This is a genomic window from Polynucleobacter sp. VK25 (genome assembly GCF_018687355.1).
Lineage (GTDB): Bacteria > Pseudomonadota > Gammaproteobacteria > Burkholderiales > Burkholderiaceae > Polynucleobacter.
The window spans coordinates 236,629-252,615 of record NZ_CP061288.1; the positions used below are offsets into that span (position 1 = coordinate 236,629).

Below are 15,987 nucleotides of genomic sequence, written 5' to 3' on the forward strand. Positions count from 1 at the left end.
TACCAGATTAAGAAATAGACCTTATATAGAGCCCGGATCAAAGAATGAACGCTGAACAGTTATACGGAAAATTATTAGAGGCATTGCGCAAGAGGGCACAAAAGGGCTCTTTTGAACTTGCTGGGCTTGCTATGGGTGGGGCATGGATTGCAGAGCGTCTCGCTCAAGATTTAGGGCTTCCGCACTTTGGTGTCATTAATGTTGCCTTCCATCGAGATGATTATGCCGAGAAGGGTATGACTGCTTTACGTACCGCTAGTACTATGTCCACGCATTTGCCTTTTGATGTCAATGGCGCCAATGTGATCTTGATTGATGATGTGTTGCTCACAGGTAGGACTGTTCGAGCAGCTCTAAATGAGTTATTTGATTTTGGTCGACCTGCTCAAGTGGAGCTTATGGTCCTCGCCGATCGAGGAAATCGAGAATTGCCAGTAGCTGCTAATTTTGTGGGTGAGCAGTTACAGGTTCCAGAGAATCAAATTCTGGTTTTAGAAAAAGATACTGCTGGCAAGTTCAGCTTTCAGCTTGAGGAGCGTGAGTAATGAGTCAGCTAGTCAATCAATTTAATGCGGCTGGAGAGTTAACGCATGTCCTGACTCTAGAGGGCCTTCCAAAAGAGCAAATTCTGCACATATTAGATACTGCGCAACAGTTTGTGAGCGTGACAGATCCTGCTCGTGAAGTAAAGAAGGTGCCTTTGCTACGAGGCAAGAGTGTATTTAATCTGTTCTTTGAAAACTCTACTCGCACGAGAACCACTTTTGAAATCGCTGCTAAACGTTTATCAGCAGATGTTATTAATTTAGATATTTCCACATCCTCTACCGCCAAAGGCGAGAGCTTGCTAGATACGATTGATAATTTGGTGGCGATGCAGGCTGATATTTTTGTTGTGCGTCATAGCGTCTCTAAGGCGCCCATTGAAATTGCAAATCACGTACCAGCCCATGTGCACGTCGTCAATGCAGGAGATGGCAGTCATCAACATCCAACCCAAGGTTTGTTGGATATGTATACCATGCGGCACTTTAAGCAACACTTCAAAGGCCTGAAGGTGGCGATTGTGGGTGACATTGTTCATAGTCGCGTCGCTAAATCTAATATTCATGCACTGACCACTTTAGGTTGTGAAGATATCCGTGCAATTGGACCTGAGAGTTTGCTGCCAAGCGATTTAGATATGCTGGGCGTCAAGGTCTTCCACAACATGGAAGAAGGTTTAAAGGATGTTGACGTCGTGATGACGTTGCGCATTCAGAAAGAACGCATGGAAGCTGGCCAGGTGCCCGAGGGAGATGCTTTCTTTAATCAGTATGGTTTAACACCTGCTCGTTTAGCCTTGGCTAAATCGGATGCCATTGTGATGCATCCAGGCCCTATGAATCGTGGAGTAGAAATTGATTCAGTGGTGGCAGATGGACCTCAGTCAGTCATTTTGAATCAGGTTACCTTTGGCATTGCTGTGCGTATGGCAGTAATGTCAATTGTGGCTGGCAATTAATTCTGTAATAGCTGTTGCGATGTGTTGATCAAAGTTGACGTGGCTATCCAGTATTAGTTCATCTTGTGCTGCAGCGCTGGAGTGTTCTAAGTTGTTGCTGATGACGACATTGAATCGACATAGCTTGGATAGACCAAACATTTGAGCCCACGAATTATTCCTATGCGGATTAATTTCTAAAACGCTTACCTCGTTATTGAGAAACAGCAAATTAAACACACCAGCTCCAACCATATAGACAAAGGTCTTGGCGCTCGCTAATGTCTCAAGATAGTCTTTAAAGCTGAGTTTTGATAAAAAGACTTGCTCAATGCCATTGGATTTTAAAAATTCTTGATCAATATTCAGTAAATTTTTACGACTCAGCTCGTTTCTGCCATAAATCAAGTTTTTGGTTCGCGCTTCAGAAATATCATGCTTTGCAAAGCAGATTGCTTTAATTTCTCGGCAAATTTCTGGATAGTCTGGATAGACCTGTAAATCTCTGCCTTCTGGGGCAACAATCAATTCTGAAAAAGCATAAGGAGTCTCGTAATCCAAAAAGATTAAATCATGAGCATCAAGCACTGATTCTAAAAATTCTCTTTGAAATGAATTTCCTTTGATAGAAACGCAGACACGCTTTTTATTTTTTCTCCACTCATAGTAGAAGGGAAAAAAGACATCATGAAAAAAGTGCGCAATATTATCTGTGTGAATAATCAGTAAATAGAAGACTTCGCCTTCCAAGCTTTGTGCTTTGGTATCGAAGGGAAGTAGTGACCAGCGCTTGATAAATTGAACGCGATCATTTTTTACCAAAACTGGCTTTTTGGTAAAGAGACGATCTTTGCAGAGAATATAGTTCGATCTTCCGGCTAATGAAAATAGCAATTTCTGGAAGAGATCTTTAATTTTGGACATGCACGTTTAATATTCGATATGTGGTGGGAAGCCTACTATAATTCTAGCTACTATTGTGATTTTAAGTGGTGATATAAGGGTGCTGATTGAAGTCTAAATCTATTACGCAACAGAAAAATTGGCTCCTGCTTTCTCATGCATTCAATATGGATGGCAGAGCGGCCAGTTTAACCATTACGGATAAGATCCCATATTTTCTAGAGGCTGGCATCCATCCAACAGTTTTTAGCGCCATCACCGGTCTAAAAGATGAACGTTTCCCGCACAAGCAATTTTTAGCTTGGGGTCCAGCCGCATTTAGATTTGATTTTCGCCACTGGATTGCCAATAAGTATGGGCGTGGCTTCATTTATAAAATCACTACAAGAACAGTTTCGATTCTGCTAGCGCCATTGATTGCAATCGAAAAGTTACTGCTTGGTTACTCCAGTCAATGGTCGTGGGCGCTCCCTGCGTTTGTACGTGGCTATTTCTTGATTCGCAGCGGTAAAGTCGATGTGATTTATTCCATTGGCAGCGCTTGGTCTGCACACCTGGCGGGTGTTTGGTTAAAGCGTGCTACTGGTTTACCGTTGATATCTGAGGTGCATGATCCACTGGTGATTCGTAAAGGCCCTAATGATCAGGGTTTTGAGAAGCCTAAAAATCGTGATGCGCGCTTTCGTCATCACTTAGAGAGTTTGCTGTGCAGATATTCAGATTATGTATGGTGGTTTACGGATGGCGCACTTCACTATGCAAAAGTCAGAAATCCCAATTTAAATACCAAGGGTAATGCCACTGGTTTTGTGGTGATGCCGGGTGCAAACCCCCCAGGTGAAATGCGCGGGGAATCTCAGCATCAATATGGTGAGCATTTAAATTTATGTCACTTTGGCTCTTTAGCAAATGACAGGTCGCTCTCGATTATTTTGAAAGCGGCTAAAGTCCTCTTTGCAAAGTATCCTGAGGCCAGAAAACATCTTCGGGTACATGCCTATGGAGCGCCTTTGGATTCTTTGTCCTTAGAGGCAATCAATCAATACGATTTTTCGGACGTCTTGTTGGCCCACGGCCGCTTAGAGCATGATCCAGTTACGAAAAAATCTGGACGCGAGAGAGTCGCACAAAAAATGCAAGAAGCAGATGTTCTGATTTTGTTGCATGGGAATGATGAGTGGTGCGCGGAATATATCCCGTCAAAATTTTATGACTACCTCTGGTCTGGCAGACCTATTTGGGGTATCACCCACCGCAATCCCCAGTTAGATGAAATGCTCTTGGATAGAAAATCGTATTTAAGTGCCGATGGAGATGATGAGGGTATTGCCATGGCGCTCGAGAGAATCTGGTTGGATTGGCAGGAAAAGCAGTTACTAAAGCCTGTTTGGCAGCCGATTGGCGTAGATCAGGCGGTTAGCAGTATTCTTTCGCATATTGCTCAAGAAAAGGCTGCATCTTGAAGGACATCGTTCTTTACTGTAAATCGTATCGTAAAGATTTTTTGCGATTAAAGCGCCTATTACAGTCCATCTCTGAACATAATGCGGATCACATTCCGTTTTATATTTCTACGCCACAGGCTGATCATGATTTGTTAGTGGAATTGGTTGGCAAAGAGGGATATGAATGGATCTCAGATGAATCCATTCTGCAAGCCAATACAAATGCGCCTAGTGGTATTGAGAAAAATAAATCTGGTAGCTTGACCCAACAAATTATTAAGTCTGAATTTTGGCGCTTAGATTTATGTGAGAATTATGTTTGCCTAGACTCGGATTGTATTTTCATTAAGAATTTTAATAAGTCTGATTTTTTAGCAGACGATGGCAATCCCTACACAGTCATTTATCAAAATAAAGAATATTTTCAACTCGCAATTGATCGTGGGTTTGCTAAAGCTCCGCTTCAACTAATCGCTGAAGGTGATAGGGTTAAGCGTTTATTTGGGCGCAAGGGACCTAACTACTATTGCCCTTGCCCTCCATTTATTTGGTCAGCAAAGGTATGGCGATCCCTGGAGGAGTCATACCTCAAGCCTAAGGGTCTGACTTTCTGGGATGTTTGCACTCCAGAGCATCCGGAAACTCTCTTGTACCTAGAGGCTTTATTGAATTTCAAAGCAATTCCTTTGCACCCGATTGAGCAGTTATTCCGGATTTATTACTACGATTGGCACTACTACCTGCTACGTAGAATGGGAGAGACTCCAGCGAAGATGAAAGAGCAATATCTTGGCGTCATATATCAGTCGAGTTGGGATCTGGGTCTTGACTATGGCACAAGCCAAAAATCGATTTTTTCTAGAGCCCTGAAAAAAATGAAACGATTTGGGCGTTACTTGCAGAGCTTTATCTAATGACTACACAGCCGCTAATTAGCGTGCTCATGCCTGCCTATAACTCTGAGCTTTATATAGCTGAAGCAATCGAGAGCATTCTCAATCAAAGCTACCAAAATATTGAGCTCATCATTTTTGATGATGGATCTACTGACGGCACTCGAAAAGTAATCCAAAGTTTTAATGATCCTCGCATTGTGAAGATGCTGTCAGATCAGAATTATGGTGTTGTGAGAGCTCGCAATGACATGATTGATAAAGCCGCCGGCGAATATATTGCGCTGATGGATGCCGACGATATTGCCGATCCTAGCCGTCTAGAAAAGCAGCTACGTAGCCTGCAGGCTGGCGAATGTGATTTATCGGGAAGTGCCCAATGGGTTCTGGACGAAGCTACTGGCAAGATAAAAAAGTCAAAAGATAAATTTACTGACCCCGATTTACGCGCATTGCTGTCTGTGTATTGCGGCCTTTGTAACTCTGCAATGATGGGTAAAGCAGCAATATTCAAGCACTTTAAATACGACACCACAATCTTGACCTCTGAAGATTATTACTTGTGGGTACAGATGGCTGCCGCAGGTTACCGCTTCTTAAATCTCCAGGAGCGATTAATTACTTATCGCCGCTATCCTGCCCAAACAAGTTCTGTTCACTTGGATAAATTTAGGGTGACAACGATTGAGGTGCAGAAAAAATATCTTGAGCAATTAGGAATTTCTGCGGAACTCTATCCACATCAGTTGCCGTGGCCTGAGAGAATGACGTTGGGGTCCAGATTATTGCTAGCCCTAAATAAAAAATTTCCAGGGGTTTCTTTGCGTGCTAATGCAGAGATTTATGCACGGTTTCAGTATCGAAAAAATGGCTTGTGGACCCCATTCACGCGGCTCGAGCGCTTATTGATTGCGCTTTGGGCAAGCTTCTTGGTTTAGTGCCTAAAGCAGTTTCTGAAGATGACGAACAACTTCATCTTCTTTCAGCTCCGACTGCAAACTCGACACCTCTAGTAATTGATTAGCGCCTCGGTAGGAGTGCCACATTTTGGGCATGATTTTGGTTTGCTGGTTCAGAACACCTGCCAAATGGCTCATGCCGCTCTTAGAGCCAATGAGTAGATCAGCATGGAGCAGGTGGTGGAATGCGCTCATGAAATCGCTATCGATGTGCTCATGGACTTCATGAGGAGTATTTTGAAAATAGGCTTTCCATGAAAATGGCAAACCACTTTCAGAGTGATATACCCCATCTCTACCTTCGCTAAAAATATGAATAGCCAAGTTTTTGCGTGTGTTGCGCGAAATCATATTGAGAATTTCTAAATACCAGGCGTCCGGCAGCATTCTGGAAGAAAGGTCTGAGAATTGTCGGCCAGGCAACAGATCGCCCCTACGAATATGTACTGCAATATTCAGTTTGTTGGCGTCTAGGGATAGCGGAATAGGGTATTGCTCGCGTGCTTTGGAGTATGCATTTAGAAACCATGCTCTGGTTGAGGCATATTCATAATCCCCAAAGCGATTGTTGCTGATCTTGAATGCGATATTGGGTCCAGGATGACTTTGAATGAATTCATCCACCTTGCGATAGATGTCATCGTCATTTTGTTCATTCGAAGGGATATGAATCTCAAAGGGTGGTAATTCGATGAGCTGAATTTCACCACGCTGAATGCGCTTCTCAATCTCCTCGCGACTGGGAAGCAGTCCTATCGGATTTAGCATGTCATTGAGATCATTGCCAATATTGTGTGTCTCGTTCGCCTTGCGACCTCTGAGTCTACGAAGAGACTGCTTGAGGCGCCACTTGAAGGATTGATGGTGAGACTTAGCTAATTGGCTTTCGGAATAAGCAAATTGCAGTTGATTACGGTCTGCAATTTTCAATGCTCTATTGATAATGCCCATCGAATGTCCGATGCCGGCATCGGGATTATCGTAATCAAGTATAAAGCGATTAGCCATTATTTATGCCTTTGAGAATGGCATTGATAATCGTTGATACATAAGTGCTGGTATCAAATTCTCTTGCTTTGGAGCTTGCGAGAAATTGACTAATATTCTCCTGATACTTAGTGTATTCAGGCTCGCCAATGCTGAGAAGATAGCGATGTACATCTCCAGTGCTCTTGAAATCTCTTCTATCGATAAAGCAAGAGCTGGGAATGTGTTTCGCAATCGTATGTGAGCCCCAATACACGGGAACGCAGCCCCCAAAAAAACAATCAAATATTTTTTCGCTAATGTAGTCTGGAAGATTGGCTACATTTTCATAGCAGTAAGCAAACTTTGTTTTTCGGTAGATGGATTCTTTGTCTTCTACTTCTCCCGCATAACTAGGGAAGGGTTTATAGCCAAAGAGTTGTGTAGCTAAACGCTTCATGCGCCTAACGGCTTTTTCAGTGGCATTAAATGCCGGTTCCGGCTTACTCCAGCCTAAACCATATAAAGAGAAGTGGTCGGCAGCGTGTTTCTCATACCAGCGAATTACTTCAAGGCGCTCTCTATACAGATCGTTTTCAAGGCCTCTTGGAAATGCTTTATTGGCATTAATGATGCAGGAGAAAATCGGCCTCTCAAAAAAAGAGGGTGTAGATTGATTTCGAATTTGATTGGGAATAAAAACGTGACTGACATTGGGCAAGCTTGAAAAGTCCGTATTCCATGTGAATACCCCATCGAACTTGTTTAAGTACGCTTTATCTTTGTTGGGTGGACAGATATAGGGGTTTTCTGTGGCAATAAGGTACTTTGGACCAGAAATTTGATCTAAAGGTTGGCCGTCATGCAAAATACTAAAAGCAATGTCGCGCCCTTGGTTGACGTCCGGATTATTTAACTCAATACCGTGCTTCAGAAACTCTGATCTTAGTAATCTATTGGTAAAGGTTGGGTTGTAGGTATGATGTCTATCGATTTCCTCAAAAGAGGCATTTTTTACCCTATCAGGTTGATAGTAATTGGCAAATAACATTTTTATATGACTCTAATTAAGTTTCGAAAACCTGCTCGTAAGGCGATTGTTGATTCCAAAATTTTACTGGCTGGTCCCGTCAGGAATGTTGCGCATACTATTCAAAATGAGATTGAAACCTTAGTTTCCAGTCTTGGTAACTTCAAGGAAATTTATTGCTTTGTCGTTGAGAGTGATTCTAGTGATGATACCGCGAAAAAATTAGAAGAACTACAAGGAGTCATTAAAAACTTCTCTTATGTCAGTGTTGGTAATTTAAGTAGTAAATACCCAAGACGCACTGACCGAATCGCTTTGTGTAGAAACCTGATTATTGACGCAGTAGCCTCAAGACCAGAATATGCGGATATTGATTACATCGCCATGGCAGATATGGATGGCATGAATGCGCTGGTTACCCCAGAAAAAGTTGCCCAATGCTGGGAAGTGGATGAGCCTTGGGATGTGATTACTGCAAATCAGTTGGGTGAGTACTACGATATCTGGGGTCTGAGTCATCCCTATTGGAACCCCATCGATTGCTGGGAGCAAAAGCAGCGCTTAGAAAATATTTTGGGTAATGAAATGGCTCAGAATATTGCTGTTGCCTCCAAGCAGTCGCCGATTGATCCTAGAGCAGATCTAATAGAAGTGGATTCAGCTTTTGGTGGTTTGGGTATCTATACGCGTGAATCCTTTTTGGCTGGCAGATATGCTGGGACTGATGACGAGGCGCAGGGCATAGACGTGGCCGATCACATTCCTTTTCATCGTGACTTACGAAGAAAAGGTTATCGTATTTTCATTAATCCTGCCTTAATTAATTGCGATAAGACACCTGGTGGCGCAGTTGAGGAAATCCCCCTTCCAAAACCAAGAGGTGGTCTAAAATTGGTGCAGAAATTGGGTATCTTCTTATTCGGTAAAAAACGTTTTAATAAGTACCTTCAAATGATGCAAACGCCATAAACCTTGGCGCTCAATAAACAGTCTTGATAGATAAAAAATGATATTAGTTACTGGCGGCGCGGGTTTTATTGGTGGCAACTTTGTTCTTGATTGGTTAAAAGTTCCAAGCAATGAGGGTGTTATTAACTTAGACAAGTTAACTTATGCCGGCAACCTTGCTACCCTGGAGCCATTAAAAGATGATCCACGACATATTTTTGTTCATGGTGATATCGGTGATAAAGAGCTGGTTACAAAGCTAATAAAAGAGTATCAACCTCGAGCCATTGTGAACTTTGCTGCTGAGAGCCATGTAGATCGATCCATTCATGGGCCAGCAGAGTTTGTTACGACCAATATCGTGGGTACATTTCATTTGCTGGAATGCGCACGCGAGTATTGGAATGCGCTTGAAGGAAATGCAAAAGAGGCTTTTCGCTTTCATCATGTATCAACTGATGAGGTATATGGATCTTTGTCTTTGACTGATCCAGCTTTTACTGAAACGAATTCTTATGAGCCGAACAGCCCTTATTCTGCATCCAAGGCTGCGTCTGATCATTTGGTACGCGCATGGTTTCATACCTATGGCTTCCCTGTAGTGACCACCAATTGCTCTAATAACTATGGCCCTTATCACTTCCCTGAGAAGTTGATTCCGCTAGTGATCCTAAATGCCTTAAACAGCAAGCCTTTACCTATCTATGGTGATGGTCAGCAAATTCGTGATTGGTTGTATGTGGGCGATCATTGTTCAGCAATTCGCGAGGTATTGGCTAAAGGCAAATTGGGTGAGACCTACAATATTGGAGGCTGGAATGAAAAAGCCAACATCGATGTGGTCAAAACAATCTGTCGGATTTTGGATGAGCTCAAGCCTCGCGCTGATGGTAAATCGTATGTTGAGCAAATCACATTCGTAAAAGATCGTCCTGGACATGATCGTCGTTACGCCATTGATGCTAGCAAGGTCGAGCGTGAGCTTGGCTGGCGCCCCGCGGAGACCTTTGATACTGGCATTCGTAAAACGGTGCAATGGTATTTGGATAATCCAGTGTGGATCGAGGGTGTGGTGAGCGGGTCTTATCGCGACTGGCTGCAAAAGCAATACAACTAGCACGCACAATTAGAGCTTACGTGAATATTTTAGTTTTCGGAAAAGATGGGCAGTTAGGGAAAGCCTTTAAAGCCCTTTTCAGTTCTGCATCCAGCACTCAAAATGTCAGCGTGCAATACGTGGGGCGCTCCGAGTGTGACTTAAGTGACACTGCTGCACTAAACAATCTCTTGGTTAAAGCGAAACCAAACCTCATTATTAATGCATCTGCCTATACTGCGGTCGATAAAGCAGAGGCGGATATTGAGATGGCTTATGCCATCAATGCGCATGCGCCAGAGTTGATGGCTAAATATGCCGCTGAGCATGGTGCTGCCTTCCTGCATTACTCAACAGACTATGTATTTGATGGTAGCAAAGAGGGTTGGTATGTTGAAGATGATGAACGTAATCCCTTAAGTGCTTATGGCAAGAGCAAAGCTGCTGGTGAGATTGCTATAGAAAAAGTTTTCAGTAATTCAGCTAAAGGACAATTTGCTATTTTCCGAACCAGCTGGGTTTATGGTGATGGCGGTAATTTCATTCGCACCATGTTACGTTTGGCAAAAGAACGTGATGAGTTAAAAGTTGTTCATGACCAACAGGGGGCTCCCACCAGCGCAGATTGGCTTGCGAAAGTAAGTCTGAGCCTGGCGCTAGATATAGATTTCCACATCAGACAATTTGCGTCTGGTATTTATCACGTAGTGCCTGCGGGCGAAACAACATGGCATGGATTAGCCTGTTTAGCGATTCAGAGTGCCCTCGATGTTGGTGTGGTTCTGAAGGCCAAGCCAGAGTCAATCAAGCCCATCCTAGCCGTTGAATACCCCTTACCAGCCCCGCGCCCCATGAATTCTCGTATGGATAGCGCTAAATTGCGCACTGCCCTACAAGGCGCTCTTTTAGACGCTTCAAACTCTTATAATGAACCCCAAAATGTGCCAAATTTCCCGTCTTGGGATGGTATGGTTCAAGAATATGTATCTAAGCTTGCTGCGGACGGTGTGATTTAAAAACTGGTTCGTGTTGCCTGGGGTACTTCAAAGGGGTAATTGCATGGCTGTAAATCGTAAGGGCATTATTTTGGCAGGCGGGTCTGGCACTCGTCTCTATCCGGTAACTCAAGCCGTTTCCAAACAGCTGATGCCGGTTTATGACAAGCCAATGGTTTACTACCCCTTGAGCACTTTGATGTTGGCTGGTATTCGCGATATCTTGCTCATCTCAACACCACATGACACTCCTCGTTTCACTGAGCTATTGGGCGATGGCTCACAGTGGGGTCTCAACATTGAATATTGCGTTCAACCTTCTCCGGATGGTTTGGCACAAGCATTCACGCTAGGTAAAAACTTCGTTGGCAATAATCCAAGTGCTTTAGTACTTGGCGACAATATTTTCTACGGCCACGAACTTGTGGGGCAATTAGATAGCGCAAACGATCGTAGTACTGGTGCAACAGTGTTTGCCTATCACGTCAATGATCCAGAGCGCTATGGTGTCGTGGAGTTTGATAAAGATTACAAAGCACTCTCAATTGAAGAGAAGCCATTAAAGCCAAGAAGTAGTTACGCAGTTACTGGCTTGTATTTCTACGACAACCAAGTGTGCGATATTGCGGCATCCATCAAACCTAGCGCGCGTGGCGAGCTTGAAATTACAGATGTCAATCGTGTCTATCTTGAGAAGAATGAACTCAGTGTGGAGATTATGGGTCGTGGTTTTGCTTGGCTCGATACCGGTACGCATGATTCGCTGCTTGATGCTGCTGGCTTTATTGCCACACTGCAAAAGCGTCAAGGTTTAATGGTGGCATGCCCCGAAGAGATTGCCTATCGTCAGGGCTGGATCACTGCAGAAGCAGTGCAGAAGGTGGTAGCCCGGCTAAGTAAGAATAGCTATGGCCAATATCTTGGCAAGATTTTGAATGAGCTCAACAGTTCAGCACAACCCATTTCTCTTTCGGCAAAGAAGACTGGCAAATGACTGCCCCATCTAAGTTGAAGATAACGCCAACGGCTATTCATGATGTCTTTATTGTGGAGCCGAAGGTATTTGGTGATGAGCGTGGTTGGTTTACAGAATCATTTAATGCGGAAGACTTCTCAAAATTAACAGGACTTGATGTTGAGTTTGTACAAGACAACCATTCTTTTTCACGTCAATGGACTTTGCGTGGCTTGCACTATCAACTAGAGAAGACCCAGGGCAAGTTGGTACGGGTAGTAGCCGGCAGTGTTTTTGATGTTGTAGTCGATATTCGTAAAGACTCGCCTACCTATGGAAAGTGGGTGGGTATTGAGTTGAGCGCGCAAAATCATAAGCAACTTTGGATTCCAGCAAAACTGGCGCATGGATTTTTAGTGCTTTCAGAAAGTGCAGAGTTTTTATACAAAACTACGGATTACTATCACCCACAAAGCGAGGCTTGCCTCGCATGGAATGATCCAACGCTTGCGATTGAATGGCCTTTGCCTGCTGGCCTCCAGCCCAATATGAATGCCAAGGATGCTTCTGGCCTCTTATGGGACGCCGCGCCTAAGTTTTAATGCTCAGTAGTCTCATTGGAAAAGATAAGATAATGCTCATATGAGCGCTGTATCTTCTACCCCCGTATTAAATCCTTCCGCTAATCCCAAGATTTTGTTGGTGAAGCTATCGTCATTGGGGGATGTACTTCACAACCTGCCGATTATTTGGGATTTACGGGCACGCTTGCCTAATGCTCAAATTGACTGGGTAGTTGAGGAGGGCTATGTTCATTTGCTCAAACCTCTTTTGAGTCGTGATGGATTTAAAGGTATTGATCGCATTATTCCTTTTGGCCTGCGTCGCTGGAAAAAGAATCTACTGAAGCTGTCAACCTGGAAGCAATTTTTTGGCTTTAAAGCAGAACTTCAAGAGGTGGCCTATGACATCATCATTGAAACTCAGGGTCTTCTGAAATCAGCCATTGTTTGCTCTCTGGCCAGGAAGTCTTCAGGCGCAGTGATTGCAGGCTTAGCTAATGCAACTGAGTTTTCTGGTTATGAGCCTATCGCAAGATCTTTTTACAACCAATCAGTGCAAGTGCCAAAGCAATGCCATGCAGTCGATCGTTCGCGTTGGGTGATGTGTTCCGCTTTGGATTGGCCACTGCTAGAGCGTTCACAAGCTCCTCAGTTTTATCCTGATGAATATATTCAATCTTTGAGCGTGACTGGTAAGCCTATCGCTCATCAGCTAGTAGCTCCTTATGTTCTTTGTTTTCATTCAACTGCGAGAGAGGCTAAACGTTGGCCTAACAACCATTGGATTGAATTGGGCAAAGCATTCGCCAGTCGCGGGTATCAAGTAGTTTTTCCTTGGGGCAACTTGGCCGAGCAGGCAATAAGTAAAGAGATAGCATCGCAAATTCCGAATGCCTTAGTGCCACCTGCTTTTTCAATTGAGGAGGCATTCTCTGTAATTGCGAGTGCGGCATTAACTGTGGGTGTTGATACTGGCCTGACGCATTTAGCGGCAGTACTCAATAAGCCAACGGTTGAGATTTATTGTGACTCACCATTGTGGAAGACCGAGGGATATTGGTCTAACCAGATTCGTAACGTTGGTGATATTCATCATCCGCCAACAGTAGCGGCAGTGCTTCAGGCAGCTAACGAGTTACTGCTTTAGAGTTGCTGTCTTAGCGCAACAAGGCGTTAATTGCGACTAAGTCTTCATCTGTTAAAGCGGCTGCATGTGCCTTTAACTTAATTGCGTTCAGAATCGTACTGTAGCGTGCTTGTTGCAATAAAGAACGCGTATTAATTAACGAGTCCAAAGCAATCAATACGTCAATATTGATTAAGGTACCCACCTGAAAGCCAAGCTTGCTTGACTCAAGAGCCGATGAGGTCGAGCGCTCGGCGGCTTCATAGGCTTTGACGCTTGCTAGGCCGCCGTAGAAGCCAGTAAAAGCTGCTCGCGTATTTTGGGCTGCAGTACGACGATTGTTGTCGTAGTTGGCTTTGGCTGCATCCAGCAAAGCAGCATTTTGTCGAATCACTGAACTAGCAAATCCACCCGATACCAATGGAATGGTCATTTGCAAAGCAACCGTGTTGTTATATACGTTGGTGTTCGATGGCGTGTAATTATTGGGTGTGCCATTAGAGGTGTTGTATCCCGATGTTCCTACCAAGTTGACTGTCGGGTAATTCAAAGCTTGCGCTCCCCGATAAGTACTTTCCGCAAGGCTAACGGATAGCTGGCCTGCCAATACGTTGAAGTTTGCAGCTTCAGCTTGATTAATCCAGTCATCCAGCGTTTGGCCTGGAGGTAAATGTGGGTTAACGCTTTCTGCAATGGGGTTCCCTTTGGCATCCTTGCTTTTGCTGCGAGGATCCTTGAGTACGCCATCAATCTTGGCATCTTTTACCAGGGGTTTTAATGCGCCGATAGGGCGACCCACAATTTGTTCGAGCGCACCGCGCTTCACGATTAAGTCGGCCTGAGATGCAATCTCTTGGGAGTTTGCTAAATCCAAGGCAGCTTGCGCAGTGTTGACATCCACAATAGTGGCTAACCCAGCATCAAATTTGGCTTGTGCAACTTCAAGCTGTTGTTTGATTAAATCTTTTTTGTTTTTATAAAGCGCTACGTTATCTTGGCTGGTAAGTGCATCAAAATAAGCTTGTGATACTCGTAATATCAAATCTTGTTGCGCCAAGAAAAAACGCATATCTGCTAATTTGGTGTTGAGATCACCTTGCTTAAATAACTCAAGAGCGGCCACGTTAAATACAGGTTGCGTCAAGGTGACTGTGTAACTTTTTTGGTCAAAGACGCGTGAGTTACCCGAGTTATTGGAAACCACTGTGCTGCCAGTGCCGTGCTGATAGTAACGAGTGCCACCAGGCGTTGCATTTGCCTGAGGCATGAGTAATGAGAAGCCTTGCCAATAAAGCTCTTTACTTGCTTGGTAGTTAAAGCGGGCTGCCGTCAATACTGGATCGCTAAAAGCAGCCTCTTGATAAAGTTGGATCAAGTCATTGAGCTGACCTTTGCTATCGGCAGCTTTATTTCCATTGAGATTGGAGGGTGCTGTGACGCTTGGTACGGCCTGTTTGACCGGTGGCGGTGCCATTTGGGGTGGCTGCTCCAGGCCAATGAGGGTCGAGGCACTCATGGGCGTGGGTAAGGCTGGTCTTGCAGCGGCATTGGGGCTTTGGGCCAGGGCATTGCCAAACCAAGTGCTCCAGCCGAGCGCCTGACTTAGGATCAAACCAAAGGCGGTAAGTCTAGAAAGTCTAAAGCGGTTTGGGGTCATGTAAGTCAGATACTGTTCAATGTGCCATGCAGTTTAAGGCTAATTTATTCAAATTGCTCATTTAGGCACTATTTTGCCAAAACCTCTTGATTGATCCTATATACCTATAAAATTTGGCCTATGGATCTAATTTTGTTACTAAAAGCAGTCATTCTGGGGGTAGTAGAGGGATTAACGGAGTTTTTGCCGATATCCAGCACTGGGCATCTAATTTTAGTTGGGGATTTGCTCGACTTTAATGATGATCGGGGTAAGGCATTTGAAGTCATTATTCAGTTTGGTGCCATTCTGGCGGTTTGCTGGGAGTTCCGCCAAAAGCTGATCAAAGTAGCCACTTCTTTTACTGGCAGTTCGGAGTCTCGCCGTTTTGTTCTCAACTTATTCATTGCCTCTATTCCCGCGATGGGCCTTGGCTTTGTATTCGGCAAGCACATCAAAGCAGTTTTGTTTTCACCCATTCCAGTAGCAAGCGCCTTTATTGTGGGGGCGCTCATTATTTTTTGGGCGGAGCGTCGGCAGCAGAACCAGGCAGAAGTTTCTAGTGAGATTAAATCAGTAGATGATCTGACTCCACTAGATGCCCTTAAAGTTGGCTTAGCACAGTGTGCCGCTTTGATTCCTGGCACCTCTCGTTCTGGGGCGACGATTATTGGGGGCATGTTGTTTGGTTTGCCGCGCGCTGTAGCAACTGAGTTTTCATTCTTTTTGGCAATTCCAGTGATTGGTGGCGCCACAGCTTATGAGTTGCTCAAACTTTGGAAAGCGCCTGTAGCATTTTCTGGAGAATTTACTCTAGCGATTCTTGTTGGTTTTATTGCTGCCTTTATCTCCGCATTTATCTGTGTGCGCTGGTTAATTCATTATGTAGCCCACCATAATTTCATTCCATTTGCATGGTACCGAATAGCTTTTGGCTTATTGGTTTTATTTACTTCCTATACTGGCTTAATTGCCTGGTCTCATTAACC

General features: G+C 44.1%; 16 protein-coding genes. 12 read left to right on the plus strand and 4 right to left on the minus strand.

Annotated elements, in window-relative coordinates; genetic code table 11:
• Positions 1-44 precede the first annotated feature (44 nt).
• Together pyrR and AOC21_RS01270 are read left to right on the plus strand one after the other, a co-directional pair.
• Positions 45-545 (plus strand): bifunctional pyr operon transcriptional regulator/uracil phosphoribosyltransferase PyrR, encoded by a 501-nt coding sequence (pyrR, locus tag AOC21_RS01265; RefSeq protein WP_215392014.1) that lies wholly within the window; start codon positions 45-47, stop codon positions 543-545.
• Positions 545-1,504 (plus strand): aspartate carbamoyltransferase catalytic subunit, encoded by a 960-nt coding sequence (locus tag AOC21_RS01270; RefSeq protein ID WP_215392015.1) that lies wholly within the window; start codon positions 545-547, stop codon positions 1,502-1,504. The genes pyrR and AOC21_RS01270 overlap by 1 nt, the downstream gene beginning before the upstream one ends.
• On the opposite strand, the gene AOC21_RS01275 is transcribed toward AOC21_RS01270, so the two are convergent.
• Positions 1,484-2,305 (minus strand): glycosyltransferase 61 family protein, encoded by an 822-nt coding sequence (locus AOC21_RS01275; protein WP_215392016.1) that lies wholly within the window; start codon positions 2,303-2,305, stop codon positions 1,484-1,486. The genes AOC21_RS01270 and AOC21_RS01275 overlap by 21 nt on opposite strands.
• Before the next feature lie 188 nt (positions 2,306-2,493).
• On the opposite strand from AOC21_RS01275, the gene AOC21_RS01280 reads away from it, so the two are divergent.
• Genes AOC21_RS01280 through AOC21_RS01290 form a run of 3 tightly spaced genes read left to right on the plus strand, consistent with a single transcriptional unit; the run spans position 2,494 to position 5,662 of the window.
• A complete protein-coding gene (locus tag AOC21_RS01280; protein ID WP_251371529.1) occupies positions 2,494-3,849 on the plus strand; it encodes a glycosyltransferase in 1,356 nt (451 codons plus the stop codon).
• A complete protein-coding gene (locus AOC21_RS01285; RefSeq protein ID WP_251371530.1) occupies positions 3,846-4,745 on the plus strand; it encodes a DUF6492 family protein in 900 nt (299 codons plus the stop codon). The genes AOC21_RS01280 and AOC21_RS01285 overlap by 4 nt, the downstream gene beginning before the upstream one ends.
• Entirely contained in the window at positions 4,745-5,662 is a 918-nt protein-coding gene (locus AOC21_RS01290; RefSeq protein ID WP_215392017.1) for a glycosyltransferase, read from the plus strand. The genes AOC21_RS01285 and AOC21_RS01290 overlap by 1 nt, the downstream gene beginning before the upstream one ends.
• Positions 5,663-5,665: 3 nt before the next feature.
• On the opposite strand, the gene AOC21_RS01295 is transcribed toward AOC21_RS01290, so the two are convergent.
• Together AOC21_RS01295 and AOC21_RS01300 are read right to left on the minus strand one after the other, a co-directional pair.
• A complete protein-coding gene (locus tag AOC21_RS01295; RefSeq protein ID WP_215392018.1) occupies positions 5,666-6,691 on the minus strand; it encodes a hypothetical protein in 1,026 nt (341 codons plus the stop codon).
• Positions 6,684-7,700, minus strand: a complete 1,017-nt coding sequence (locus AOC21_RS01300; RefSeq protein WP_215392019.1) for a glycosyltransferase family 10 domain-containing protein — start codon at positions 7,698-7,700, stop codon at positions 6,684-6,686. The genes AOC21_RS01295 and AOC21_RS01300 overlap by 8 nt, the downstream gene beginning before the upstream one ends.
• Before the next feature lie 6 nt (positions 7,701-7,706).
• On the opposite strand from AOC21_RS01300, the gene AOC21_RS01305 reads away from it, so the two are divergent.
• Genes AOC21_RS01305 through waaC form a run of 6 tightly spaced genes read left to right on the plus strand, consistent with a single transcriptional unit; the run spans position 7,707 to position 13,383 of the window.
• Entirely contained in the window at positions 7,707-8,648 is a 942-nt protein-coding gene (locus AOC21_RS01305) for a hypothetical protein (RefSeq protein ID WP_215392020.1), read from the plus strand.
• A 37-nt stretch (positions 8,649-8,685) separates the two neighbouring features.
• Complete coding sequence (gene rfbB, locus AOC21_RS01310) at positions 8,686-9,744, plus strand: dTDP-glucose 4,6-dehydratase (protein WP_215392022.1); 1,059 nt, start codon at positions 8,686-8,688, stop codon at positions 9,742-9,744.
• 20 nt (positions 9,745-9,764) lie between these two features.
• Entirely contained in the window at positions 9,765-10,739 is a 975-nt protein-coding gene (rfbD, locus tag AOC21_RS01315) for a dTDP-4-dehydrorhamnose reductase (RefSeq protein ID WP_215392023.1), read from the plus strand.
• A 43-nt stretch (positions 10,740-10,782) separates the two neighbouring features.
• Positions 10,783-11,712 (plus strand): glucose-1-phosphate thymidylyltransferase RfbA, encoded by a 930-nt coding sequence (rfbA, locus tag AOC21_RS01320; RefSeq protein ID WP_215392024.1) that lies wholly within the window; start codon positions 10,783-10,785, stop codon positions 11,710-11,712.
• Positions 11,709-12,275, plus strand: coding sequence for a dTDP-4-dehydrorhamnose 3,5-epimerase (gene rfbC, locus AOC21_RS01325; protein ID WP_215392025.1), 567 nt, complete (start codon positions 11,709-11,711; stop codon positions 12,273-12,275). The genes rfbA and rfbC overlap by 4 nt, the downstream gene beginning before the upstream one ends.
• 40 nt (positions 12,276-12,315) lie before the next feature.
• A complete protein-coding gene (gene waaC / locus AOC21_RS01330) occupies positions 12,316-13,383 on the plus strand; it encodes a lipopolysaccharide heptosyltransferase I (RefSeq protein WP_215392027.1) in 1,068 nt (355 codons plus the stop codon).
• 10 nt (positions 13,384-13,393) lie between these two features.
• Here waaC and AOC21_RS01335 read toward each other — a convergent pair whose 3' ends face one another.
• Positions 13,394-15,019 carry a TolC family protein gene (locus AOC21_RS01335; RefSeq protein ID WP_215392028.1) on the minus strand — a complete coding sequence of 542 codons (1,626 nt, stop codon included), beginning with the start codon at positions 15,017-15,019 and terminating at the stop codon, positions 13,394-13,396.
• 120 nt (positions 15,020-15,139) lie between these two features.
• Here AOC21_RS01335 and AOC21_RS01340 point away from each other — a divergent pair, with 120 nt between their 5' ends.
• A complete protein-coding gene (locus AOC21_RS01340; protein ID WP_215392029.1) occupies positions 15,140-15,985 on the plus strand; it encodes an undecaprenyl-diphosphate phosphatase in 846 nt (281 codons plus the stop codon).
• Positions 15,986-15,987 lie beyond the last annotated feature (2 nt).